Annotated in this window: 19 protein-coding genes; 15 read left to right on the top strand and 4 right to left on the bottom strand. The window is 64.1% G+C overall.

Annotation, left to right across the window (positions count from 1 at the left end):
• The first annotated feature begins 8 nt into the window (after positions 1 to 8).
• From ACSQ3L_RS00290 to ACSQ3L_RS00255, 8 genes are all read left to right on the top strand, one after another.
• Positions 9 to 935, top strand: coding sequence for a cell wall hydrolase (locus ACSQ3L_RS00290; RefSeq protein ID WP_436158113.1), 927 nt, complete (start codon positions 9 to 11; stop codon positions 933 to 935).
• 103 nt (positions 936 to 1038) lie between these two features.
• Entirely contained in the window at positions 1039 to 1644 is a 606-nt protein-coding gene (gene recR, locus ACSQ3L_RS00285; RefSeq protein ID WP_436158112.1) for a recombination mediator RecR, read from the top strand.
• A 23-nt stretch (positions 1645 to 1667) separates the two neighbouring features.
• On the top strand, positions 1668 to 2948 hold the full coding sequence (locus ACSQ3L_RS00280; protein WP_436158111.1) for a lytic murein transglycosylase: 1281 nt from the start codon (positions 1668 to 1670) through the stop codon (positions 2946 to 2948).
• A gap of 261 nt (positions 2949 to 3209) precedes the next feature.
• Positions 3210 to 4853, top strand: coding sequence for an ABC transporter substrate-binding protein (locus ACSQ3L_RS00275; RefSeq protein WP_436158110.1), 1644 nt, complete (start codon positions 3210 to 3212; stop codon positions 4851 to 4853).
• 18 nt (positions 4854 to 4871) lie between these two features.
• Complete coding sequence (locus ACSQ3L_RS00270; protein ID WP_436158109.1) at positions 4872 to 5939, top strand: ABC transporter permease; 1068 nt, start codon at positions 4872 to 4874, stop codon at positions 5937 to 5939.
• Positions 5940 to 6135: 196 nt separating this feature from the next.
• The gene (gene nikC / locus ACSQ3L_RS00265) at positions 6136 to 7062 is read left to right on the top strand and encodes a nickel transporter permease (protein WP_436158108.1); all 927 of its coding nucleotides are present in this window, start codon (positions 6136 to 6138) and stop codon (positions 7060 to 7062) included.
• Positions 7059 to 7904, top strand: coding sequence for an ABC transporter ATP-binding protein (locus ACSQ3L_RS00260; RefSeq protein WP_436158107.1), 846 nt, complete (start codon positions 7059 to 7061; stop codon positions 7902 to 7904). The genes nikC and ACSQ3L_RS00260 overlap by 4 nt, the downstream gene beginning before the upstream one ends.
• Positions 7901 to 8647, top strand: coding sequence for an ABC transporter ATP-binding protein (locus tag ACSQ3L_RS00255; RefSeq protein WP_436158106.1), 747 nt, complete (start codon positions 7901 to 7903; stop codon positions 8645 to 8647). Before ACSQ3L_RS00260 ends, ACSQ3L_RS00255 begins: the two co-directional genes overlap by 4 nt.
• A gap of 210 nt (positions 8648 to 8857) precedes the next feature.
• Here ACSQ3L_RS00255 and ACSQ3L_RS00250 read toward each other — a convergent pair whose 3' ends face one another.
• From ACSQ3L_RS00250 to ACSQ3L_RS00240, 3 genes are read right to left on the bottom strand one after another with little or no spacing between them, the layout of a single operon-like run.
• Entirely contained in the window at positions 8858 to 11956 is a 3099-nt protein-coding gene (locus tag ACSQ3L_RS00250) for an efflux RND transporter permease subunit (RefSeq protein ID WP_436158105.1), read from the bottom strand.
• On the bottom strand, positions 11956 to 13032 hold the full coding sequence (locus tag ACSQ3L_RS00245; RefSeq protein ID WP_436158104.1) for an efflux RND transporter periplasmic adaptor subunit: 1077 nt from the start codon (positions 13030 to 13032) through the stop codon (positions 11956 to 11958). Before ACSQ3L_RS00245 ends, ACSQ3L_RS00250 begins: the two co-directional genes overlap by 1 nt.
• Positions 13029 to 14168 carry an efflux RND transporter periplasmic adaptor subunit gene (locus tag ACSQ3L_RS00240; RefSeq protein WP_436158103.1) on the bottom strand — a complete coding sequence of 380 codons (1140 nt, stop codon included), beginning with the start codon at positions 14166 to 14168 and terminating at the stop codon, positions 13029 to 13031. Before ACSQ3L_RS00240 ends, ACSQ3L_RS00245 begins: the two co-directional genes overlap by 4 nt.
• Positions 14169 to 14400: 232 nt before the next feature.
• Between ACSQ3L_RS00240 and ACSQ3L_RS00235 the strand changes: the two genes are divergently transcribed.
• Positions 14401 to 15678, top strand: a complete 1278-nt coding sequence (locus ACSQ3L_RS00235; protein WP_436158102.1) for a 4-aminobutyrate--2-oxoglutarate transaminase — start codon at positions 14401 to 14403, stop codon at positions 15676 to 15678.
• 111 nt (positions 15679 to 15789) lie between these two features.
• Here the strand turns inward: ACSQ3L_RS00235 and ACSQ3L_RS00230 are convergent, their stop codons facing one another.
• Entirely contained in the window at positions 15790 to 17043 is a 1254-nt protein-coding gene (locus tag ACSQ3L_RS00230) for an NAD(P)/FAD-dependent oxidoreductase (protein WP_436158101.1), read from the bottom strand.
• A gap of 434 nt (positions 17044 to 17477) precedes the next feature.
• On the opposite strand from ACSQ3L_RS00230, the gene ACSQ3L_RS00225 reads away from it, so the two are divergent.
• The 6 genes from ACSQ3L_RS00225 (at position 17478) to ACSQ3L_RS00200 (ending at position 23444) form a co-directional block, all read left to right on the top strand.
• Entirely contained in the window at positions 17478 to 18767 is a 1290-nt protein-coding gene (locus ACSQ3L_RS00225) for an imelysin family protein (RefSeq protein ID WP_436158100.1), read from the top strand.
• A gap of 116 nt (positions 18768 to 18883) precedes the next feature.
• Positions 18884 to 19195, top strand: a complete 312-nt coding sequence (locus ACSQ3L_RS00220; protein ID WP_436158099.1) for a (2Fe-2S)-binding protein — start codon at positions 18884 to 18886, stop codon at positions 19193 to 19195.
• Positions 19161 to 19646 carry a bacterioferritin gene (gene bfr / locus ACSQ3L_RS00215; RefSeq protein WP_013527914.1) on the top strand — a complete coding sequence of 162 codons (486 nt, stop codon included), beginning with the start codon at positions 19161 to 19163 and terminating at the stop codon, positions 19644 to 19646. Before ACSQ3L_RS00220 ends, bfr begins: the two co-directional genes overlap by 35 nt.
• Positions 19647 to 19658: 12 nt before the next feature.
• Positions 19659 to 21260: a di-heme oxidoredictase family protein gene (locus ACSQ3L_RS00210; RefSeq protein WP_436158098.1), complete on the top strand. Its 1602-nt coding sequence runs from the start codon at positions 19659 to 19661 to the stop codon at positions 21258 to 21260.
• Positions 21260 to 22339 carry an imelysin family protein gene (locus ACSQ3L_RS00205; protein WP_436158097.1) on the top strand — a complete coding sequence of 360 codons (1080 nt, stop codon included), beginning with the start codon at positions 21260 to 21262 and terminating at the stop codon, positions 22337 to 22339. The genes ACSQ3L_RS00210 and ACSQ3L_RS00205 overlap by 1 nt, the downstream gene beginning before the upstream one ends.
• A gap of 1 nt (position 22340) precedes the next feature.
• Positions 22341 to 23444 carry a DUF1513 domain-containing protein gene (locus tag ACSQ3L_RS00200; RefSeq protein ID WP_436158096.1) on the top strand — a complete coding sequence of 368 codons (1104 nt, stop codon included), beginning with the start codon at positions 22341 to 22343 and terminating at the stop codon, positions 23442 to 23444.
• Positions 23445 to 23511 lie beyond the last annotated feature (67 nt).

Here is a 23511-nt window from a genome sequence, read left to right as displayed (position 1 = left end):
GTTACCTGTTGATTGCCACGCGATGGAAGACGCCGCTGTTGCTCGGCGCCGTCATTTCACCCTTGTTTTTGGCTGCCTGCAGCCAGACCGCTTCACACGGCATGTCCGTCGCCAGCCTGACCGACGCCATCACGCCGAGTTTCCTTAGCTCCCGGGCTTACAGCCACACGCCGAAGGACAAGGAATGCCTGGAGCGGGCAATGTTCTTTGAGTCCAACCGCTCGAGCCGCGACGGCATGATCGCGGTCGGCACCGTGGTGATGAACCGGCTGCGTTCCGGCAACCACGGCAGCACCATCTGCGAGGTGGTGGGCGAGCGCGGACAGTTTGCGCCTGGCGTCATGACCAGGCCGATGAATTCACGCGCAATGCCCGATGTCGAAGAAGCTGCCGACGCGGTGCTCAAGGGCGAGCGCAAGGCCAAGCTCAAGAACACGATGTATTTCCATACCGCCGGCTTACGCTTCCCATACAAGAACATGCACTACACCATGGTTGCCGGCGGCAATGCCTTCTATGAGAAGCGCGGCCGCAACTGGCAGCCGTTGCCGGATGAGCCGCAGGTCGCCATTGCCTCGGCGGCGCCCCAGAAGCCGGCCGCGCCGGTGATAATGGTCGCTTCCGCCGAGCCGGCACGTCCGGCCAAGCCGGCAACCGGTCGATCCGCTCCCGCCGAACAGACCTATGTGACCGCGGCAGCGGCGCCGACCGCAAAATCAGCGCGTGTTTCGGCGGAGCCGACGGTGGTGGCGATGCAGGAGCCGATGGAGGAACCGGATGCCGCCCGTTTTGGCGGAACCTTGAACACAAGGGTCATCTCCTCGGTTCAGGACGCGCCGCAAGAGGCGTCGATGGGATTCCAGTCGACGCCCGAAAACACCGACGCCATCGGTGCGATGATTGTCAGTCAGGGCCGGCCGCTCGAAACCAACTGATCTCCACGCCGTGGCTCGCCCTATGGATCCGCCAAGGCCAATATGGCGGGTCATGCGGATGCGGGATGTTCCAAAGCGCTCTGAAAAATCCTAGATCAGTGCGATGTCCAAGCGAATCGCCGGTCCCGAGATCGAACGCCTGATCCAGCTCCTGGCCAAGGTGCCGGGGCTTGGTCCCCGTTCGGCCAGGCGTGCGGCACTCCATCTGATCAAGAAGAAGGAGCAGCTTTTGTCGCCGCTCGCCGCCGCCATGGCCGAGGCGGCCGACAAGGTGCGCATCTGCTCGACCTGCGGCAATGTCGATACGTCGGACCCTTGCATGATCTGCACTGATCCGCGCCGCGACGCCGGCACCATCATCGTCGTCGAGGACGTCTCCGACCTGTGGGCGCTGGAGCGGGCGGCGGCGATGAATGTGTGCTACCACGTGCTCGGCGGCACGCTGTCGCCGCTCGACGGCATCGGCCCCGACCAGCTCAACATGCGCTCGCTGGTCGACCGTGTCGCCGGTGGCGAGGTCAAGGAGATCATCCTCGCCGTCAACGCCACGGTGGAGGGCCAGACCACCGCGCACTACCTCACCGACCAGCTGTCTGGTTTCGACATCAAGGTGACACGGCTGGCGCATGGCGTGCCGGTTGGCGGCGAGCTCGACTATCTCGACGAAGGCACGTTGGCCGCGGCGCTGCGCTCGCGGACGGCGTTTTGACAAAGTTGGCGGGGATGCGGATCATGATTTTTGCGCGTCCATCAAGGCTGGTGACGGAACGCAAGCCTCTGAGATTGGCTCTGCTTTCCCTTCTTGTAGCTCTCCTCGCCGTTTTCCTCATCACCCCCGCCTCCGCGTCAAACATCGACGATCAGTTCCGCACCTGGCTGCAGAACGACCTATGGCCGCAAGCCAACGCGAAAGGCATTTCCAAAAACACCTTCGATGCCGCCTTCGACGCCATCAAGCCCAATCTGAAGCTGCCCGACCTGGTCAAGCCGGGCGAGAAGGCGATCACGCCGCAGAAGCAGCATCAGGCCGAATTCGGCTCGCCCGGCGCCTATTTCGCCGAGAAGACGGTTCGCGCGGTGACGGCAGGCGGACGGGCGCGGGAAGCCACCAATGCCAGGACACTTGCAGCCATCGAAAAGCGCTATGGCGTGCCGGGCGAAGTGCTGCTGGCGATCTGGGGCCGCGAGACTGGCTTTGGCGCGGCCAAGATGCCCTACGACGCCTTCGAGGTGCTGGGCACCAAGGCGTTCATGTCGACCAAGAAGGATTTCTTTCGCACCGAGCTTTTGGCCGCACTGGAAATCGTCGAGCGTGGGCTCGCCCCCGTCGGCGCGATGAAATCGTCCTGGGCCGGTGCGCTCGGCCAGCCGCAATTCATGCCGACGTCGTTCCTGAAACATGCCGTGGATTTCGACGGCGACGGCCGCGTCGACATCTGGAACTCGACGCCGGACGTGCTGGCCTCGATCGCCAACTATCTCGTCCATTATGGCTGGGTGAGAGGCCGTGGCTGGGGATTCGAGGTGACGGTGCCGGAAAGCGTTTCCTGTTCGCTGGAAGGCCCGGACCAGGGCAAGAAAATCTCCGAATGGGCGGCAATGGGCATTAGCCGTGTTGGCGGCAAACCGTTTCCGGCGAGTGAGCTGAAGGCCGAAGGCTTCCTGCTGATGCCGGCAGGGCGCAGCGGCCCGGCCTTCATCGCCACGCCCAATTTCTACGTGCTGAAGGAATACAACACCAGCGACCTCTACGCGCTGTTCATCGGCCATGGCGCCGATCGCATCGCCCGTGGCGACGCGAATTTTGCCGGAAGCTGGGGCGCGGTCGGCGGGCTGCACCGTTCGGACATCGCCGCCCTGCAGCGGGCGCTGGAAGCCAAGGGTTACGATGTCGGCAGCGCCGACGGCCTGCCCGGCTTCAAGACCCGCCGCTCGATCGGCACATGGCAAGCCAAGAATGGCCGCGCCGCCACTTGCTTTCCTGATGCCGGCCTGGTCGCAGCGCTGAAATAGCTCCGAGTCAGCAGGTTTTTCTCAACTGGCAGCCTCGATTGGCTGGCCTGTGCGTCGACACCCCCGCCGGTCTTTCTGGCCCAATGAGCCGTCGTGCAAATGCTCGTTGCCCGCCACGAGACTGCCGGATATGGTGTTGACCAACTGGACAAAAACCGCAACGGTAAGAGATCAGAAGGGCCGTCTCCAGGCCCGAAAAGAATTCCGCAGCCCTGAGCCGGGAACTCAGGTCAACAAACAACAAAACAGGGAACAATCACCATGATGATGGAAAACTTTGCTCTACGCTCCCGCATCTTGCTCGCGGGCGCAGCCATGTCCGCGCTGCTTCTGGCCGGCGCGCCAGCCGGTGCGGTCACGCCCGCCGACACGCTGGTCGAAGGTTTCGCCATCGACGACATCATCACCATGGATCCGGGCGAGGCGTTCGAGCTGTCGACCGCCGAGGTCACCGGCAACACCTATGACCTGCTTGTCCGTCTCGACCTCAGCGACACCTCCAAGGTCAAGGGCGACCTTGCCGAAAGCTGGACCGTCTCCGACGACGGCCTGACCTACACCTTCAAGCTCAAGCCCGGCCTGAAATTCGCTTCCGGCAATCCGATCACGGCGGCCGACGTCGCCTGGTCGTTCGAACGCGCGGTCAAGCTCGACAAGAGCCCGGCCTTCATCATCGGCCAGTTCGGCATCAGCGGCGACAACGTCACCGAAAAGGCCAAGGCGATCGACGACGGCACCTTCCAGTTCACAGTCGACAAGGCCTATGCGCCGAGCTTCGTGCTGAACTGCCTGTCGGCAACGGTCGCCTCGGTGGTCGACGCCAAGCTGGTCAAGGAACATGTCGCGGCGGTCACGCCAAGCGCCGATTACAAATGGGATAATGATTTCGGCAATGCTTGGCTGAAGACCGGCTATGCCGGCTCCGGCGTCTTCAAGCTGCGCGAATGGCGCGCCAATGAGGCTGTCGTTCTCGAGCGTAACGACAATTACTACGGCGAAAAAGCCAAGCTTGCCCGCGTCATCTATCGCAACATGAAGGAAAGCTCGGCCCAGCGCCTGGCGCTCGAAGCCGGCGATATCGACGTTGCCCGCAATCTCGAGCCGAACGATCTCGACGCCATCGCCAAGAACGCCGATCTGACCTCCACCAGCGCCCCCAAGGGCACGGTCTACTACATCAGCCTCAACCAGAAGAACGCCAACCTTGCCAAGCCGGAAGTTCGCCAGGCGTTCAAATATCTGGTCGACTACGACGCGTTGAGCTCGACCATCCTGAAGGGCATCGGCGAAATCCATCAGACCTTCCTGCCCAAGGGCGTGCTCGGCGAATTGGATGAGAATCCGTTCAAGCTCGATGTCGCCAAGGCCAAGGAATTGCTGGCCAAGGCCGGTCTGGCGGACGGTTTCAGCGTAACCATGGACGTACGCACCGGCCAGCCGACGACCGGTATGGCGGAATCGATCCAGCAGACGCTGGGACAGGCCGGTATCAAGCTTGAGATCATCCCGGGCGACGGCAAGCAGACGCTGACCAAATACCGCGCCCGCAACCACGACATCTATATCGGCCAGTGGGGCCAGGATTATTTCGATCCGAATTCCAATGCCCAGACCTTTGCCTCGAACCCGGACAATTCGGATGCAGCCAAGTCCAAGACGCTGGCCTGGCGCAATGCCTGGGATATTCCGGACCTGACCAAGGAGACGGAAGCGGCGCTGCTCGAGAAGGATGCGGGCAAGCGCGCCGATATGTACAAGGGTCTCGAGAAGAAGATCCTCGACACCAGCCCCTTCGTCGTCATCCACCAGCAACTGGAAGTCGCCGGCCTGCGCAAGAACCTCAAGGGCTTTGCGCTCGGCCCGAGCTTCGACACCAATTTCGTCGGACCGGTGTCCAAGGAATAGTGCTCGCGGACACGCCGCATGAGCATGGTTGAAAAAGAAGTGGCGGCGGGGCGTGGCAGCGCCCGCGCCGTCGCTATTGCATCATCGCTTGGCCGTTTCCTGGTCATCGCGATCACGACCTATCTTGGTCTGCTCGCGGTCACCTTCTTCATCGGCCGGGTCATTCCGATCGACCCGGTGCTGGCGGTGCTTGGCGACCGGGCGCCGGCCAATGTCGTCGAGCGCACGCGACGCGAGATGGGCCTCGACCTGCCATTGATCGAGCAGTTCTACATCTATGTGAAAAATGCCCTGAACGGCAATTTCGGCATCTCCGTGCTGACCACCAATCCGGTCATGACCGACATTCGCCGGGCCTTTCCCGCGACCATCGAACTGGCGACGTTGGGCACGCTGATCGGCTCGTTCATCGGCGTGCCGCTCGGCGTGCTCGCCGCGGTCCGCCGCGGCAGTCTGATCGACCAGATCGTGCGCATCATCGGCCTGATCGGCTATTCGGTGCCGATCTTCTGGCTCGGCCTGCTGGCGCTGGTGCTGTTCTACGCCAAGCTGCAATGGGTCGCCTTCCCCGCCCGGCTCGACGTCGTCTACGAATACACCTTCACGCCGATCACCGGCTTCTACCTCCTGGACTCCGCGATGCAGGGCCAGTGGGATGTTTTCTACGATGCCTACCGCCACATCGTCCTGCCGGCCTCGCTGCTCGGCTATTTTTCGCTCGCCTACATCAGCCGCATGACGCGTTCCTTCATGCTCAACGAACTTTCGCAGGAATACATCGTCGCGGCGCGCGCCAAGGGCCTGTCGGAAACCCGCATCATCTGGACCCACGCGCTGCGCAACGCCGCCGTGCCGATGGTCACCGTGATTGCGCTCTCCTATGCCAACCTGCTCGAAGGCTCCGTGCTCACCGAAACAGTGTTTTCCTGGCCCGGCATCGGCCTCTACATTACCAATTCGCTGCAGAACGCCGACATGAATGCCGTCCTTGGCGGCACCATCGCTATCGGCTCGGTGTTCATCGGCATCAATCTTTTCTCCGATCTGCTCTACCGCGTGCTCGATCCGAGGACCAAGGTTCAATGAGCAGAGGTAACCTACTTTCGGGCCTAGCTACGGCCAATCACCCCCACTCCGGCCCTTCGGGCCACCTCTCCCCCTGCCCGGGGGAGAGGAAAAGCCGGTCGCACGCTTGGCGCCTTTCCTCTCCCCCGTCGAACGGGGGAGAGGTGGTCTGCGAAGCAGACCGGAGTGGGGGTCGACAGCCCCAGGAGGCATCGTCATGACCGCCTCCGATGCCCGCCCTCTCTCTCACCGTGACTGGCTGCTCAGCGAGCGGCCGGCATCGCGCTCCCAGGCCAGGCTCGGCCGCGCCTATGTCGCTTGGCGGCGCTTTTCCGCCAATAGGCTGGCGTTTCTCGGCTTGCTCATCATCATCGCCTTGCTGGTTGTTGCCGCCCTTGCGGGCGTGCTGGCGCCCTATTCGCCGACATTCGGCGACCTCAAGGGGTCGCGCCTGCTGGCGCCGAGCGCCGAGCATTGGTTCGGCACCGACGATCTCGGCCGCGACATCCTTTCGCGCATCCTCTACGGCTCGCGCTGGACGCTCTATGTGGTCATCCTTGTTGCCGTCATCGCCGCTCCGATCGGCCTGTTGGTCGGCACCGTCGCCGGCTATGCCGGCGGCTGGACTGATGCCATCCTGATGCGCATCACCGACGTCTTCCTCGCCTTCCCCAAGCTGGTCCTGGCGCTGGCCCTTGTCGCGGCACTAGGCCCGGGCATCGAGAACGCGGTGCTCGCCATCGCCATCACCTCGTGGCCGCCTTACGCGCGTATCGCGCGGGCAGAGACGCTGACGGTGCGCAATTCGGATTACATCAAGGCGGTACAGTTGATGGGCGCCTCGCCCTTCCGCATCGTGCTGCGTCACATCATGCCGCTCTGCATCTCCTCGCTGATCATCCGGGTGACGCTCGACATGGCCGGCATCATTCTGATCGCCGCCGGCCTCGGCTTCCTCGGCCTCGGCGCGCAACCGCCGCTGCCGGAATGGGGCACGATGATCGCCTCGGGTCGCCGCTTCGTGCTCGACCAGTGGTGGGTCGCCGGTGCGCCGGGCTTCGCCATCCTCATCGTCAGCCTCGGCTTCAACCTGCTTGGCGATGGCCTGCGCGATGCGCTCGATCCGCGGAGCGGCGACCAATGAGTAGGGGGACGAAGACGCTTCTCGACGTCGATGATCTGCGCGTCACCTTCCCGACCCGCACCGGGCTGATCGAGGCGGTGCGCGGCGTCTCCTTCTCGCTCGGCCGTGAACGGCTCGGCATCGTCGGCGAGTCCGGCTCCGGTAAATCCCAGACCGGCCGCGCCATTATGGGCCTGACGCCGCCGCAGGCACGGATATCGGCTAACAAGCTCGCTTTCGACGGCATCGACCTGCTCAGCGTCTCGCCGCGCGAGCGCCGGGCGCTGCGCGGAAAGCGCATCGCCATGATCCTGCAGGATCCGAAATATTCACTCGACCCGGTGATGAGCATCGGCCGCCAGATCGTCGAGACGCTGCGCACGCATGAAAAAGTCGGCAAGGCCGAGGCACGCGACCGCGCGCTGGCGATGCTGGAGGCGGTGCAGATACGCGATCCGTCCCGCGTCTTCGACCTGCATCCGCATGAAGTGTCCGGCGGCATGGGCCAGCGCGCCATGATCGCCATGATGCTGATCGCCGGGCCGGAAATGATGATTGCCGATGAGCCGACCTCGGCGCTCGATGTCACCGTGCAGCTTGATGTGCTCGGCATCCTCGACAAGCTGGTCAGCGAGCGCGGCATGGGGCTGATCTTCATCTCGCACGATCTGCGCCTGGTTTCCTCGTTCTGCGACCGCGTCATCGTCATGTATGCCGGCAAGGTGGTCGAGCAACTCAAGGCCTCGGAACTCGGCCACGCCCAGCACCCCTACACGCGCGGCCTGCTCAATTGCATGCCCAAGATCGGCGCCGACCGCCACCCGCTGCCGGTGCTCGACCGCAAGCCGGAGTGGGCGGCATGACCGCAGCGATCGCCGTCGACAGGCTGGAAGTGATCTTCGACCGTTTCCGCGCGCTGAAGGGCGTCAGCCTCGACGTGCAGCCGGGCGAATCTTTCGGCCTGGTCGGCGAATCCGGTTCAGGCAAGTCGACGCTGTTGCGGGCCATCGCCGGCCTTGCGCCCGTTGCTTCGGGCAGCATCGCCGTCAATGGCAAGACGCTCGGCGCGCGCCGCGACAAGGCGTTTTACCGCGAAGTGCAGATGGTCTTCCAGGACCCGTATGGTTCGCTGCACCCGCGCCAGACCGTCGACCGGCTGCTGCAGGAGCCGCTTGCCATCCATGGCTTTGACGACGGCGAAAAACGCATCCAGCGGGCACTCGACGAGGTTGGTCTAGGAAACGGCTTTCGCTTCCGCTACTCGCACCAGCTCTCCGGCGGTCAGCGCCAGCGTGTGGCGATCGCACGTGCCTTGATCCTCGAACCGTCGATCCTGCTGCTCGACGAGCCGACTTCGGCGCTCGACGCCTCGGTGCAGGCGGAGGTGCTCAACCTGCTGGAAGAGGTCCGCCGGCGGCGCAAGCTGACCTTCCTGATGGTCAGCCACGACCTCGCCATCATCACCCATATGTGCGAGCGGCTGATGGTGATGCAAAGCGGCGAGGCGGTGGAGAACCTCGCGGCAAACGATCTTGTCGAACGCCGCGTGACCAAGGACTATACGCGCAATCTCTTGCGGGCCAGCGATGGGTTTGTGAGGGCGTAGTTCCGGAGGTCGCGTTCCGTCATACCCCCCTCTGTCCTGCCGGACATCTCCCCCGCAAGGGGAGAGATTGGCAGTTTCGTTGACCGCCCTCTTCCTGGAACGTCGGCGATTGGCGAAAACGATGGCGACATCCGATCTCCCCCCTTGCGGGGGAGATGTCCGGCAGGACAGAAGGGGGTGGGCGGGAACTCGGCGATCGTGTTTTGCGGCTCAGGCCGCTCCACCTTGCGTCACCGTTTTCTCCCGGACGCCGGCGCCCTCGGCCGCTTTCGGCTCCTTGATCCTGAACCACGCCACATAGAGCGCCGGCAGGAACAGCAGCGTAATCGCCGTGCCGGCAATGATGCCGCCCATCATGGCATAGGCCATCGGTCCCCAGAACACTTCGCGTGCGATCGGGATCAGTGCCAGGCTGGCTGCCGCCGCCGTCAGCGCGATCGGCCGCATGCGGTGTTCCGTCGCTTCGATGACAGCGGCCCAGCGGTCCTTGCCCTCCCGCACGAGATCCTCGATCTGCACGATCAGGATCACTGAGTTGCGGATAAGGATGCCGATCAGCGCCAGCACGCCGAGGATGGCAACGAAGCCAAGTGGTGCGCCGCTGGGCACCAGCGCCGCCACCACGCCGATCAGGCCGAGCGGCGCCACCGCCACGACCAGGAACAGCCGTTGGAAGCTCTGCAACTGGATCATCAGGATGGTCGCCATGACGAACAGCATCAGCGGCACCACGGCCGCGATCGGACCTTGGCTTTTGGCGCTTTCCTCGACCGAGCCGGCGGTTTCGACCGAATAGCCCGGCGGCAGCTTGGCGATGAAGGCATCGACCGATGGCTTCAGTTCGTTGACCACGGTGGCCGGCAGTGTGTCTCCGACCAGTCCAGCGCGCACGGTGATCGTCGGAATGCGGTCGCGTCGCCACACGGTCGGCTGTTCGAGGTCGTAGCGGAAATTGGCGACGGCCGCGAGCGGGATGGCCTCGCCGGTGCTGGTCGGCAGCTGCATGTTCTGCAGCGTCCCGATCGAGCCACGTTCGGCATCGCGTGAGCGCGCCACGACGTTGATGAGATAGGTGGCGTCGCGCACCTGCGTGATCGTGGCGCCACCGACCGTGCTGTTGAGCGCGCTGGCGATGTCGGAGGAGGTGATGCCGAGCTGGCGTGCCTTGTCCTGCAGCACGTCGACTCTCAGCACGCGTTGCGGCTCGTTCCAGTCGAAGGTCGGCGCGGCGAGCTTCGGATTGGCCGAGATGACGCCGGCGAATTGCTGCGCCACCTCGCGCACCGTCTGGATGTCGGGTCCGCCGACGCGATACTGCACCGGACGGCCGACCGGCGGCCCGAGTTCGAGCAGCTTGACGAAGGCGTCGGTGCCAACGAACTCCTCGCGCAGCAGCTTCTCCAACGCCGGCTTGACCCGGTTGCGGGCTTCGATGCTCTTGGTGACGATCACGGTCTGGCCGAAATAGGGGTTGGCCGGCTGCACGTCGTAGGCCAGCACGAAGCGCACCGCGCCCTGGCCGATATAGGACGAGAAATGGTCGATGTCGGAATTGCCGACCAGCGCCCGCTGCTCGAAGCGCTCCATCTGGTCGCGCGTCTCGGCGATCGACGAATTCTGCGGCAGGTTCCAGTCGACGATCAGCTCGGGCCGGTCGGAGGGCGGGAAGAACTGCTGCTGCACCAGACCGAAGCCGGCGATCGAGGCGGCAAACAACAGCACCGTGGCGATGATGGTCAGCCAGTGATGGCGCACCGAGCCGACAAGCACGCGCCGGAACAGCGCGGTGAGGCGGCCAGGTTGATCGTGGTGTTTCGCTTTCATCGTCGCCGGCAGGATCGTGACGCCAAGCAATGGCGCAAACAGCACCGCCACGATCCATGACACCAGCAGCGACACGGCGATGACGACGAACAGCGTGAAGGTATATTCGCCGGCGGCGCTGTTGTTGAGGCCGATCGGGATGAAGCCGGCAACCGTGACCAGCGTGCCGGTCAGCATCGGGAAGGCGGTCGAGGTGTAGACATAGGTCGCCGCTTTGCGCAGATTGTCGCCGACCTCCAGCCGCGCCACCATCATCTCGACCGCGATCATCGCGTCGTCGACCAGGAGGCCTAGCGCGATGATCAGCGCACCCAGCGAAATGCGCTGCAGCGAAATGCCGAGATAAGCCATGACCGTGAAGGTGATGGCCAGCACCAGCGGGATCGACAACGCCACGACGAAGCCGGCGCGCATGCCGAGGCTGATGAAGGACACCGCGAGCACAATCGCCACCGCCTCGAACAGCGCGCGGGTAAAACCCGAGACGGCCTCCTCGACGATGACGGGCTGGTCGGCGACCAGATGCACGCCGACGCCGACCGGCAGGTCGGCCAGCACCTTGTTCATCTCCTTGTGCAGCGCCTCGCCGAATTCGAGCAGATTGGCGTTGGGTTTCATGCCGATGGCGAGCCCGATCGCGTCCTGGCCGTTGAAGCGGAACAGCGCCGTCGGCGGATCGGCATAGCCGCGCGTGATCGTCGCCACGTCGCTCAGCCGGAAGAAGCGGTCGTTGACGCGCAGATTGATGGCGCGAAGGCTATCCTCGGAGGTAAACTGGCCGCCGACGCGCACGCTGATGCGCTCCGGCCCGGACTGGATGACACCGGACGGCGTGATCGCGTTCTGTGCCTGCAGGCTCGCTACGATCGCCTGCTGGTTGAGGCCGAGCGCCGCGATCTGGCGGGTCGAGAATTCGAGATAGATCGCCTCGTCCTGGGCGCCGACCAGATCGACCTTGCCGGCATTGGGCACGGTGAGGATTTTGGTGCGGGCATCCTCGACATAGTCGCGCAGTTGGCGTGGCGTCAGCCCGTCCGATGTGAAGGCGTAGATGTTGCCGTAGACATCGCCGAAGCGGTCGTTGAAGAACGGTCCCTGCACGCCTTGCGGGAACTGTGCCGCGATGTCGTTGACCATGTTGCGCACCTGAATCCAGTTCGACACGACATCGCGCGCCTTGGTGGTGTCCTTCAGGTTGACGAAGATGACAGTCTGGCCGGCGGTGGTGACGGATCTGGTGAAGTCGAGGCTGTCGAGCTCCTCGAGCTTCTTCTCGATGCGGTCGGTCACCTGTTGCACGGTCTCCTTGACCGACGCGCCGGGCCAGGTGGCCTGGATGATCATCGTCTTGATGGTGAAGTTGGGGTCTTCCTCGCGGCCGAGATTGAGGTAGGAGAAGATGCCGGCCACCACGAACACCAGCATGAAATACCAGACCATGGAGCGGTGGCTGAGCGCCCAGTCGGAGAGATTGAAGCCCTTCATCAGACGCCGCCCTCCGGCACTTTGACCTTCTGGCCTTCGCTCAGGCTGTGGACGCCTGCGGTGACCACGCGCATGCCGGCCTCAAGCCCTTCGGCGACGGTGAAGGTGGCGGCACCCTTGGCGGCCACCTTGATGTCCTTCGCACTCACGCTCGATGTCTGCGGGTCGACGATCCAAACCTTGTCGGAACCGTCCTTCTCGAGCAGCGCCGACAGGGGCAATTCGATCGTCGGCGTCACCTTGGTCATGCGCGTCGCCGTCACCGTCGAGCCGAGCCGGAAGGCCTGCGGCGGATCGGTGAGCGTCAGCTTGACGCGCCTGGTGCGGGTCGAGCCCTCGGACTGCGGCGCGATCTCGCGCAGCTTGGCCTCGGTCCGGATCGTCGGCAGCGATTGCAGGATGACCTGGAACGGCGTGCCGGCCGTAAGGTCGCCGGTCAATTGGTCGGGAATGTCGACCACCGCCTCGCGCAGGTCCGAGCGCGCCACCGTGACGACGGTCTGGCCGGGCGAGACCGTCTGGCCGACCTCGGCGCCGACGGCCGTGACGACGCCGTCGAAGTCCGAGAACAACCGGGCATAGCCAAGCTGCTCCTGCGACTTGGCGAGTGAGGCCTTGGCCCGCTCGACGCTTGCCTTGGCCGCTTTTCGCGCCTGCTGCGCGGTATCGAAGACCGCCTGGGAGGTGTTGGCGGCGGCAAGCAGCTGGCGCTGGCGTTCCTCGCCGGCGGCGGCGTTGGCAAACTGCGCCTCGGCATTGGAGAGCTCCGCCTTGGCCGCCTGAACGGCCAGTTCCAGTGCGGTCGGGTCGAGCGCGGCGATGGTCGTGCCCTTGCTGACGATGTCTCCGACCTTGACGTCGCGCGACACGACCCGGCCAAGCAGGCGGAAGGCGAGGTCGGCGCTGACCTGTGGCTCGACCGAACCGGCAAAGCCGAAGATCTGGGTGGTGCGCGGCTCGATCACCACCGACAGCACCGGCCGGATGATCTCGGGCGGCTTTTCATCGGACTTGGAGCAGGACGCGAGCGCGCCAAGCATGAACATACCGAGCAGGAGGGATGGCAGCCGGCTCATTGGCCCGCTCCGGATATCTCGATGGTCTGTCCGGGGCTGAGCAACTGTCCGCCCGCGGTGACGACGCTTTGGCCCTCGTTCAGTCCCTTGGCAATCGCCACCGTGCCGGAATCGAACGCCAGCACCTCGACCGGCGCCATCGTCACCGCCTTGGTCGAGGGGTCGACGATCCAGACCGCCGGCTTGCCGGCGCTGGACGTCAGCGCCTGCCAGGGCAACAGGATCGCCTTCGCTGGCTTGGTGCTGACCGAGCCGATGACGGCTGCTCCCAGTGGCATGCCGGCGGGCGTGTCGGGAATACCGACCTTGACCCGGATCGAACCGGAGGCCGGATCAACCGCCGGCGAGATTTCGCGCACCTTGCCCGTCGCCCTGACCTGTGGATCGGACAACAATGTGATCGTCACCGCCGGAGCAGCCGGCGTCCTGGCAACCAGTGTCTCCTGCACGTTGAACACCGCGTCCCGGTCGCCGTCCTCGGCGACGGTGAAGACGGTTTGCGCCGCTTGCACCACCTGGCCGGCTTCGACCTGCCGGGCGGTGATCACACCGGCGGCTCCTGCCTTGAGTTCGGTGAAGGACAGGTTTTGCTGGGCATTGGCGAATGCACTCTGCGCGGCATCGACGCTGCCTTGCGCCACCTTCTGCGCCTGGTCGGCCGCGTCATAGTCACGCCGCGTGGTGAAGCCCTGGGATAGCAGTGTCTTCTGCCGCTCGAAGGCGGCGGCGGACTGGGTCAGCTGCGCCTGCGCGGCATCGAGATCGGCTTGCGCCGAACGCAGATCGGATTCCTGCTCCTGCGGGTCGATGCGGGCAAGCACCGCGCCTCGGTCGACATGCTGGCCGACATCGACGAGCCGTTGGGCGACGCGGCCGCCCACGCGGAACGACAAATTGTTCAGCGTGCGCGCGGCGATCACGCCGGTCAGCGAGGTTCTCGGCGCATAGTCGGCCATCGCCACCGTCTTGGTGCGCACCATGATGGGCAGTTTTTTGGCCGCTGCCTCCTGCTTCTGGCAGCCGGACAGCAGCAGCACCGCCGTGCAGGCGAAGATCGTTGAAGCGGCTGGAAAAGACAAAAGGCCGGGAGCTTGGACCGATGGCGGCGAGACGGACGATGTCGCGTTCCTGCTCATGGCTCCCCCTGCCTGCGTGGGACGCTCCCACCGCGGAGCCTCGCGGGCTGTCCGAAGATAGTCGATCCCCTGGAAAAGGGAACCTCCCTCGTTCGCACATCGGGCGACTGTAAGCCGGGATCACAGGCCCAATCGCCTGCCGGTGGTGCCGGCTTGAGGAAAACGTGAAATAAGGTCAGAAGACGTCTCAACAGCATCAAACAAGAACGGGCGCCGCCCGGCGAGGGATACGATGAAGAATTCAGCCATTTCCGAACGCAAGAACCAGTCGATCTCGCGCGGCGTCGGCATGACCACGCAGATCTATGCCGACCGGGCCGAGAATTCGGAGATCTGGGATGTCGAAGGCCGCCGCTACATCGATTTCTCGTCGGGTATCGCCGTCGTCAACACCGGTCACCGCCACCCCAAGGTGATCGAGGCGGTCAAGGCGCAGCTCGACCGCTTCACCCACACCTGCCACCAGGTGGTGCCCTATGAGAGCTACGTGCGGCTGGCCGAACGGCTGAACGGCATGCTGCCCGGCAAGTTCGAGAAGAAGACGATCTTCGTCACCACCGGCGCCGAGGCGGTCGAGAACGCCATCAAGATCGCCCGCAACGCTACCGGCCGTCAGGCTGTCATCGCCTTTGCCGGCGGGTTCCATGGCCGCACCTTCATGGGCATGGCGCTAACCGGCAAGGTCGTGCCCTACAAGGTCGGCTTCGGCGCCATGCCGGGCGACGTCTACCATGCGCCGTTCCCGGTGCCGCTGCACGGTGTGTCTACAGCCGATTCGCTTGCCGCACTCGACCGGCTGTTCAAGGCCGATGTCGACCCGGCCCGCGTCGCTGCCGTCATCATCGAGCCGGTTCAGGGCGAGGGCGGCTTCTACGACGCACCGCGCGAGTTCCTGACGGCGCTGCGCAAGCTCTGCGACCAGCACGGCATGCTCCTGATCGCCGACGAGGTGCAGACCGGCTTTGCCCGCACCGGCAAGATGTTTGCGATGGATCACCATGAAGTGGCGGCCGACATCACCACCATGGCCAAGAGCCTGGCCGGCGGTTTTCCGCTGGCCGCGGTCACCGGCCGTGCCGAAATCATGGATGCGCCCGGCCCCGGCGGGCTCGGCGGCACCTATGGCGGCAGCCCGATCGGCGTCGCCGCGGCGCACGCCGTGCTAGACGTCATCGAGGAGGAAAAGCTCTGCGACCGCGCCAACACGCTGGGTGCAAGGCTGAAGCAGCGGCTGCAGTCGATCCGCGACGATGTGCCTGAGATCGTCGACATCAGAGGCCTCGGCTTCATGAACGCGGTCGAGTTCAACGACGTCAAGAAGGGCCTGCCGTCGGCCGAGATCGCCAACGCGATCCGGCTGAAGGCACTCGACAAGGGCCTGATCCTTTTGACCTGCGGCGTCTATGGCAACGTCATCCGCTTCCTGGCGCCGATCACCATCCAGGACGAAGTGATGAACGAAGCGCTCGACATCCTGGAGAGCTCGATTCGCGAAGTCTGCGCTGCCTAGCGCAAACCCCTACCTCCCTCTTGTGGGGAGGTCCGGGTGGGGGGCCTCGCGCAGACCCCCACCCCGATGCTTCGCATCGACCCTCCCCACAAGGGGGAGGGTAGGCTCCTGCTAACCCGCAGCCCTGGCAGGTTCATCCTGCTGAAACGCGGCAAGTGCCGCTTTCAGCCCCTCAGGGCCAACTGTGATCGTTTCCGGCGTCGGCGAGAAGCCGGCGCCGAGCATCTTGCGGCCAAGCATGTGGTCGCCGGGTCGGTTGACGGATTCGATGCCGAGCAACCGGTCGCCGGCATAGTGATAGATCGAGAATTTGTTGTCGGGCAGGTCGCCCAGCACGACATGGCTGTCGCCACCGGCGGTCAGGCCGACCATCTGCAGCTTCATGTCGCCGATGTCGGACCAGAACCATGGCACTGCCGAATAGGCATCGGTATGGCCGGTGATGGTGCGTGCGGCAAGCCGCGCCTGGTCGGTGGCGTTCTGCACCGATTCCAGCCGAACGTCGCCGCCGGTGAACCAGTGCCGGTAGGAAGCGGCGTCACCAATGGCAAGAATCTCCGGCACCGACGTGCGCATCTGGTGGTCGACGCGGATGCCGTTGGCGATGCCGAGGCCGGCGGTCTGCGCCAGTTCGACATTCGGCACGGCGCCGATGCCGACGACGACCATACGCGCCGGCAGCCTTTCGCCGGCAGAGGTGATCGCGGCCGCAACATGGCCGTTCTCGCCTTCCAGCCTTGCAATCGAGATGCCGGTGAGGATGCGCACGCCTGTCGCTTCCAGCCGTTGCCGGACGTGGCTCGCCACCACCGGCGCCACGGCGCGGCCGAGCAGCCGGTCGACCGCCTCGACCACTGTCACCGTGCGGCCGGCGGCCCGCAGTGTGGCTGCGATCTCCAGCCCGATGAAGCCGCCACCGAGAATGACCACCTCGTCGCTCTGTGCGCTGAACTCCCGGATCAGCCGCGCATCGGCCAGCGAGCGCAGCGACAGCACGCCGGACAGATCCGCGCCGGGCAGCGGCAGGAGGCGCGGGCGCGAGCCGGTCGCCAGGATCAGGTGGTCGAAGGCAAGTGCGCCGCCGCCTGATATCTCCAGGCTGCGGCGCCCGGCATCGATGCGATTGATCCTGACGCCCGGCCGGTAGTCGATGGCGCTGCCGGTGTAGAAGGCCTCGCCGCGCAAGGGTTGCGGCTTGGCCTCGGCATCCTTGATGAAAGTCTTCGACAGCGGCGGCTTGTGGTATGGCAGTTCGTTCTCGTCACCGACGAGGATCACCGGCCCGTCATAGCCGTCCTCACGCAGGCTGGCGGCCGCTTGCACGCCCGCATGACCCGCGCCGACAATGACCACACCGTTCTTCATCGCATTCCAATCCCGTTCTATCCTAGGGTGTCTCGCCAAGTGGCAATTGTCTGGCGCCGCCGCAAGAGAGCTTTTGCGGGTCGCACCCGGGATGGCGGCTGTCAATCGCACAGTTCACCGGCAGGATAGGATGCAGGCAAAGGCATAAAGTTGACAGTCGTAGTTTAGAATAATTCTAAACTATTGTTTCAATTGACTTTTCTTGCGGATTGTCATTGACATCCGACGATGTCGCAGCTTTATGGAAGCTCGCGCGTCAGCGCATCCCTTTAATGTCTGGGCCTTGAACCCTTTCGATTGGAGGCATTTTGGTGTCTTTTTTCCGCGAACCGCGCGATGGCGCGGCATCTTTTGCGCTCAATGGCATGCCTATGGCCTGGCGCCGGCTGCCGCGCGCGCCGTTTACAGAAATTCCGAGAAACTGGAGAGCGATTATGACAGCACGATATGGCGGCAGGCTCGCCGCGATCGGCGCCACGGCCCTGCTGACGGCGGCGGTGTTCGTGTTGCCGGCAAAGGCCGAAACCGATGCGAAGGCGGTCATCAAGACCTATTCCGACATCGCGCTCGCCAAATATGAGGATTCGCTGACCACCGCGCAGGCACTCGACAAGGCGGTCGACGCATTGCTCGCCAAGCCATCGGTGGAAACCCTCAACGCCGCCCGTGACGCCTGGAAGGCATCGCGTGTGCCTTACCAGCAGACCGAGGTCTACCGTTTCGGCAACAAGATCGTCGACGACTGGGAAGGCAAGGTGAATTCCTGGCCGCTCGACGAAGGCCTGATCGACTATGTCGCCAAGAGCTACGGCACCGAATCGGACGCGAATGCGCTCTATACAGCCAATGTGATCGCCAACAAGGAGATCGAGGTCAACGGCAAGAAGGTCGATGCTTCGAACCTGACGCCGGAATTCCTCTCCGGCACGCTGCAGGGAGCTGGCGGCGTCGAGGCCAATGTCGCCACTGGCTATCACGCGATCGAATTCCTGCTTTGGGGCCAGGACCTGCATGGCACCGGTCCTGGTGCTGGCGAGCGCCCTTATACCGACTACGACCTCAAGAACTGCACCGGCGGTAATTGCGACCGCCGCGCCCAGTATCTGAAGTCAGCCGCCGACCTTCTGGTTTCCGATCTTCAGGAGATGGTCGGCAACTGGAAGGAAGACGGCGCGGCGCGCAAGGCCCTGGTCGATGGCGAGCCGAACACCGCCATCACCACCATCTTCACCGGCATGGGCTCGCTGTCCTACGGCGAACTGGCCGGCGAACGCATGAAGCTCGGCCTGCTGCTGCATGACCCGGAGGAGGAGCACGATTGCTTCTCCGACAACACCTACAACTCGCATCTCAACGACGCCATTGGCATTCGCGCTGCCTACCACGCCAGCTATACCAGGTTGGACGGCACCGTCGTTTCGGGTCCCTCGGTGGCCGATATGGTGAAGGCGGCCGATCCGGCGATCGACAAGGAACTGTCGGATAAGCTCGATGTCACCGTCGCCAAGATGGAAGCGATCAAGGCGCGGGCAATGGCCGGCGAGGCCTATGACCAGCAGATCGCCGAGGGCAACACGGAGGGCAATGCGACCGTGCAGGCGGCGATCGACGCGCTGATCGACCAGACCAAGTCGATCGAACGCGCCGTCGGTTCGCTGAAGCTCAGCACCATCGCCTTCGAAGGGTCCGACAGTCTCGACGCACCGGACAAGGTGTTCAAGTAACCGTCGAAAGGCTGGAGCCTGATCCGGAGCCGGACAACCGGCTTTGGAGAACGGGCTCCGGTTAAGAAATCAAGCCACACGGCGCGGGAGACGCCGTCAGCCAGCCGAGCAAGCCAATGCTGATTTGTCATTGCAATATCATCACCGAGAAGGAGATCGAGCAGACGATCGTCGGCCTGCTGGACCAGGATCCCTGGCAGCTGATCGTGCCGGCGAAGATCTATCATGCCATGCAAAAGCGCGGCCGCTGTTGCGGCTGCTTCCCAAATGTGGTGGAAACGATCATTCGGGTCACCGAAAATTACCACGCCCGCTCGGAGGCGAGCGGCGTGGATGTCGTTTCACACCTGGATCGCGTCAGAGGCCTGCGCGTCCAATACGGGAGCAGAAATCATGAAAGGCGATCCGCAAATCATCGAGCGGCTTAACGAGGCCCTTTTTCTGGAACTCGGCGCCGTCAATCAGTATTGGGTGCATTTCCGTCTGCTGGAGGACTGGGGATATGCCAAGCTGGCAAAGAAGGAGCGGGCGGAATCGATCGAGGAGATGCACCATGCCGACAAGCTCGTGGCCCGCATCATCTTCCTTGAAGGCCATCCGAACCTGCAGTCCGTGGCGCCGTTGCGCATCGGGCAGAACGTCAAGGAAGTGCTCGAATCCGACCTTGCCGGCGAATATGACGCGCGTACCGCCTACAAGCGCTCGCGCGAAATCTGCAACGACGCTGGCGACTACGTGACGATGAAGCTGTTCGAGGAATTGCTGGCCGACGAGGAGGGTCACATCGACTTCCTCGAGACGCAGCTCGACCTGCTTGCCTCGATCGGCGAGGAAAAATACGGCCAGCTCAACGCCGCATCGGCGGACGAGGCGGAGTAAAGGCATGCGGGAATGCGGCGCCTGCTAGAATTCGTGCGCCGCTCGCGGCGGGCCGATGGCTCGCCGCTCCCTGAGAAGACGCCGGCCGGATTGGGGCGTCGGCGCTGCGTCATCCTCGTGATGGCACTCACTTCTTCGGCGATTGCCGGCGATCTGCAACCTGCCGGCCTCGCCACCACGCGTACCGACCTCAATGCGAAGGACCAGGCGCGCGTCATCGCCATCACCGGGCCGACATCGGATTTTTCCAAGCCGGAGCAGTTCGAGCTGATGCAAGGTGGCGCCGGTACGTCCAGAAAGGACGTCAGCCGCGATTCCTTCTCGCAATCCTCGGCCAACATCACCTTCGAGGAAGAGGGCGACTTCAAGCTCGGCAATGCCCTGTTTCGCAAGAACTGGGTTTCGTCGCCATCCTCGACGCAGGCGTCGGACGGACTTGGCCCCCTGTTCAACGAACGCGCCTGCCAGAACTGTCATCTGAAGGATGGCCGCGGCCGCCCGCCGCAAGGCGCCGCCGGCACCACGTCGATGTTCCTGCGGCTGGCCCGCGACGCCAGCAACGCGGAAGAAAGGGCAGCCCTCGCCGATCACAGGGTGCTCAATTTCCCCGACCTGGTCTACGGCACGCAATTGCAGGAGCTCGCCGTACCTGGCCTGCTCAGCGAAGGCAGGATGCATGTCGACTATCAGGAACGGCAGGTGAAGCTGGCGGACGGCGCCGTGATTTCCCTGCGCAAACCCACCTATTCAGTCGTCGATCCTGCCTATGGACCACTCGATCCACGCACCACGCTGTCGCCGCGCCTGACGCCGCCGATGATCGGCCTTGGCCTGATCGAACAGATTGCGCCGGCGGACATTCTTGCCCATGCCGACCCGGATGACAGAGACGGCGACGGCATTTCCGGCAGGCCGAACATCGTGCGTGGTGGCCAAGGCGGCGAACCGACGCTTGGTCGTTTCGGCTGGAAGGCACAGACCGCGTCGATCCGCCAGCAGGTGGCTGACGCCTTTGCCGGCGACATCGGCATCTCGACGCCTGAAGAGCCACAGCATTGGGGCGATTGCACCGCCGCGGAGGCAAAATGCCTGGCCATGCCGAACGGCGTGCAGCAGCGTCTCGGCCCGGTCGAGGCGCCGCCTCCGGTGGTGGGTCTCGTCACCTTCTATTCGCAAAACCTGGCATTGCCGACGCGCCGCGACCTCGACGACACAGACGTGCTGGCTGGCAAAAAAATATTTTACGAGATCGGCTGCATTGCCTGCCACACGCCGAAATTCGTCACGCGCCGAGACACGCCTAACAAGGCACAGGCCTTCCAACTGATCTGGCCCTATTCCGACTTCCTGCTGCACGACATGGGACCTGATCTGGCCGATGGCCAGGCGGTGGGCGATGCGACGGGCGATGAATGGCGCACGCCGCCGCTGTGGGGCATCGGCCTGACCGGGACGGTCAACGGCAATTCCTTCTTTCTGCATGACGGACGTGCGCGCAGCCTGGCCGAGGCGATCCTGTGGCATGGCGGCGAGGCGCAGAAAGCACGCGACCGCTTTGCCGCCGCCAACGCAGCCGACCGTGATGCGCTGCTCAAATTCCTGGAGTCACTGTGATGCTCAAGCGCTCTGCATTGTTTCTCGTTCTTCCGCTGGCTTTGCTGGGCGTTGTCCCTGCGTCGGCGGCGGTCAAAGCCTCCGACATCATCCAGCGGGCGATCGATGGCTTTGTCCGCCCGGCCTATGCCAGCCTGCATGAGCATGCTGAAACCTTGACCGGATCCATGCGCAAGCTCTGCGCCACGCCCTCGCAAGGGGAGCTTGATGCGGCGCGCACCGAATTTTCCGCCACCGTCTATGCCTGGTCGTCAGCCGAAATCATCGGCTTTGGGCCGATCAAGGAGAACAACCGGCTGGAACGCATGCTGTTCTGGCCGGATCGCAAGAGCATCGGTCTGAAGCAGGTGCAGGCGGCGCTGTCGGCCAAGGATCCGACCGCAACCGATCCGGCACAGCTTGCCGGCAAGAGTGTCGCCATGCAGGGCCTGGGCGCACTGGAATTCGTGCTTTTCGGCGACGGCGCCGATGCACTTGCCGGCAAGGATGATCCCTATCGCTGCGCCTATGGCGCCGCAGTCGCCGGCAACATCGAAGCCATGGCCGGGGACGTCAGCGCTGCCTGGAACAGGCCGGACGGCTTTGCAGCGCTTTGGGCCAATCCGGGGCCTCAGAATGCGCTCTATCGCGACGGCAACGAAGCGGTGACGGAGCTGGTCGGCGTCCTCATCAATGAGCTGGAAATGGTCCGCGACGTGCGCCTGAAAGGGTTTTTCGGCGGCAAGCCAGAGGCGGACAAGCCGAAACAGGCGATCTACTGGCGCTCGCAAAACACCGCCAATTCGCTCGCCGGCAATTTGTCCGGGATAGACACGCTGTTCCAGGCCTCGAAGCTTGGCGACGCGTTGCCGGCCGATGCGCGCTGGATGGCGGAATCGATCCACATTCAGTTGGTCAACGGCGTCGCCACCGCCAAGGCCGTCAGCGGTCCAATCGACAAGGCGCTTGCCGATCCGGCACTGCGCGACAAACTCGACCATTTCGCGCTGATCACCTCCAGCCTGTCGACCCTGATCGGCACCAGGCTGACCGCCGAATTCGGTCTGACCGCCGGCTTCTCCTCGCTGGATGGGGACTGAATTGAAAACCCCTCTGATCGATCGTCGCGATTTCCTGAGGGCTGCTGGCGTTGGCTTCATGGCCGCGATGGCGCCGTCGGCCTGGGCAACGACGCTTGCGGCCGACGCCGTCTTCGCCACCGCTTTCGTCAAGCGCGACGGCAGCTTTGGTGCTGCCGTCCTGTCCGAGGCTGGCAAGGTCCTGCATGCGATCGACCTGCCCGATCGCGGCCACGACGTCACTTTCGATCCGGTGTCGAAACGCTCGGTGGTCTTCGCTCGCCAGCCCGGCACGTTCGCCGTGGCCTTCGATCATTCGGGCCGTGACGCGCCGCTGACCATCGCCAGCATCGCCGGCCGGCATTTCTTCGGCCATGGCGTGTTCTCAGTCGATGGTGCGCTGCTCTATGCCACCGAAAACGACTTCGACAACGCTGCCGGCGTCGTTGGCGTTTACGATGCGCGGGCGAAGTTCAACCGCATCGGCGAATTCCCGACCTATGGCATGGGGCCGCACGAGCTTCTGCTGCTGGGTGACGGCAGGACGATCGCGGTTGCCAATGGCGGCATCGAGACCCATCCAGACTATGGCCGCGCCGAACTCAACATCGCCACCATGAAGCCTTCCTATGTGCTTATAGACCGCGTCACCGGCGACCTCATCGAGAAGCACGAATTGCCGGCCGCACTGCACCAGCTGTCGATCCGCCACATGGACACCGATCGGTCCGGCACCGTCTGGTTCGGCTGCCAGTACAGGGGTCCGGGCACCAATCGCCCCCTGCTGGTCGGCCGCGCCGCGCGCGGCAAGGATCTGCAGCTGCTCGACATGCCGCAAGACGTGCTGTCCGGCTTCCGTAACTACATAGGCTCGGTCGCCGCCAATCCGGCTGCCGGCACCGTCGCCGTCTCCTCGCCGGAAGGCAACTCGCTTGTCGTGATCGATTCGGCCAGTGGCCGGATCGTTTCGAACAGCGCGCTGGTCGAGGTCTGCGGCGTGGCGCCCGACGGACCCGGCTTCATGGCCACCACCGGCGCAGGCGAGATCATCGAGGGCGGCGGTACGACACGGTCCGAGCCGGACTATGTCTGGGATAACCACATGCTGCGCATCGAGCAGGTCTGATAGAGCGTCAGCCGAAGCGAAGCCGCTTAACGAATTATGCACTATCCCCTTGCGGTGACGGGCCGTG

Origin of the sequence: Mesorhizobium sp. LjRoot246, from assembly GCF_964254115.1 — a bacterium.
Taxonomy (GTDB): domain Bacteria; phylum Pseudomonadota; class Alphaproteobacteria; order Rhizobiales; family Rhizobiaceae; genus Mesorhizobium.
This window is presented reverse-complemented; position numbering and strand designations above follow the sequence as displayed.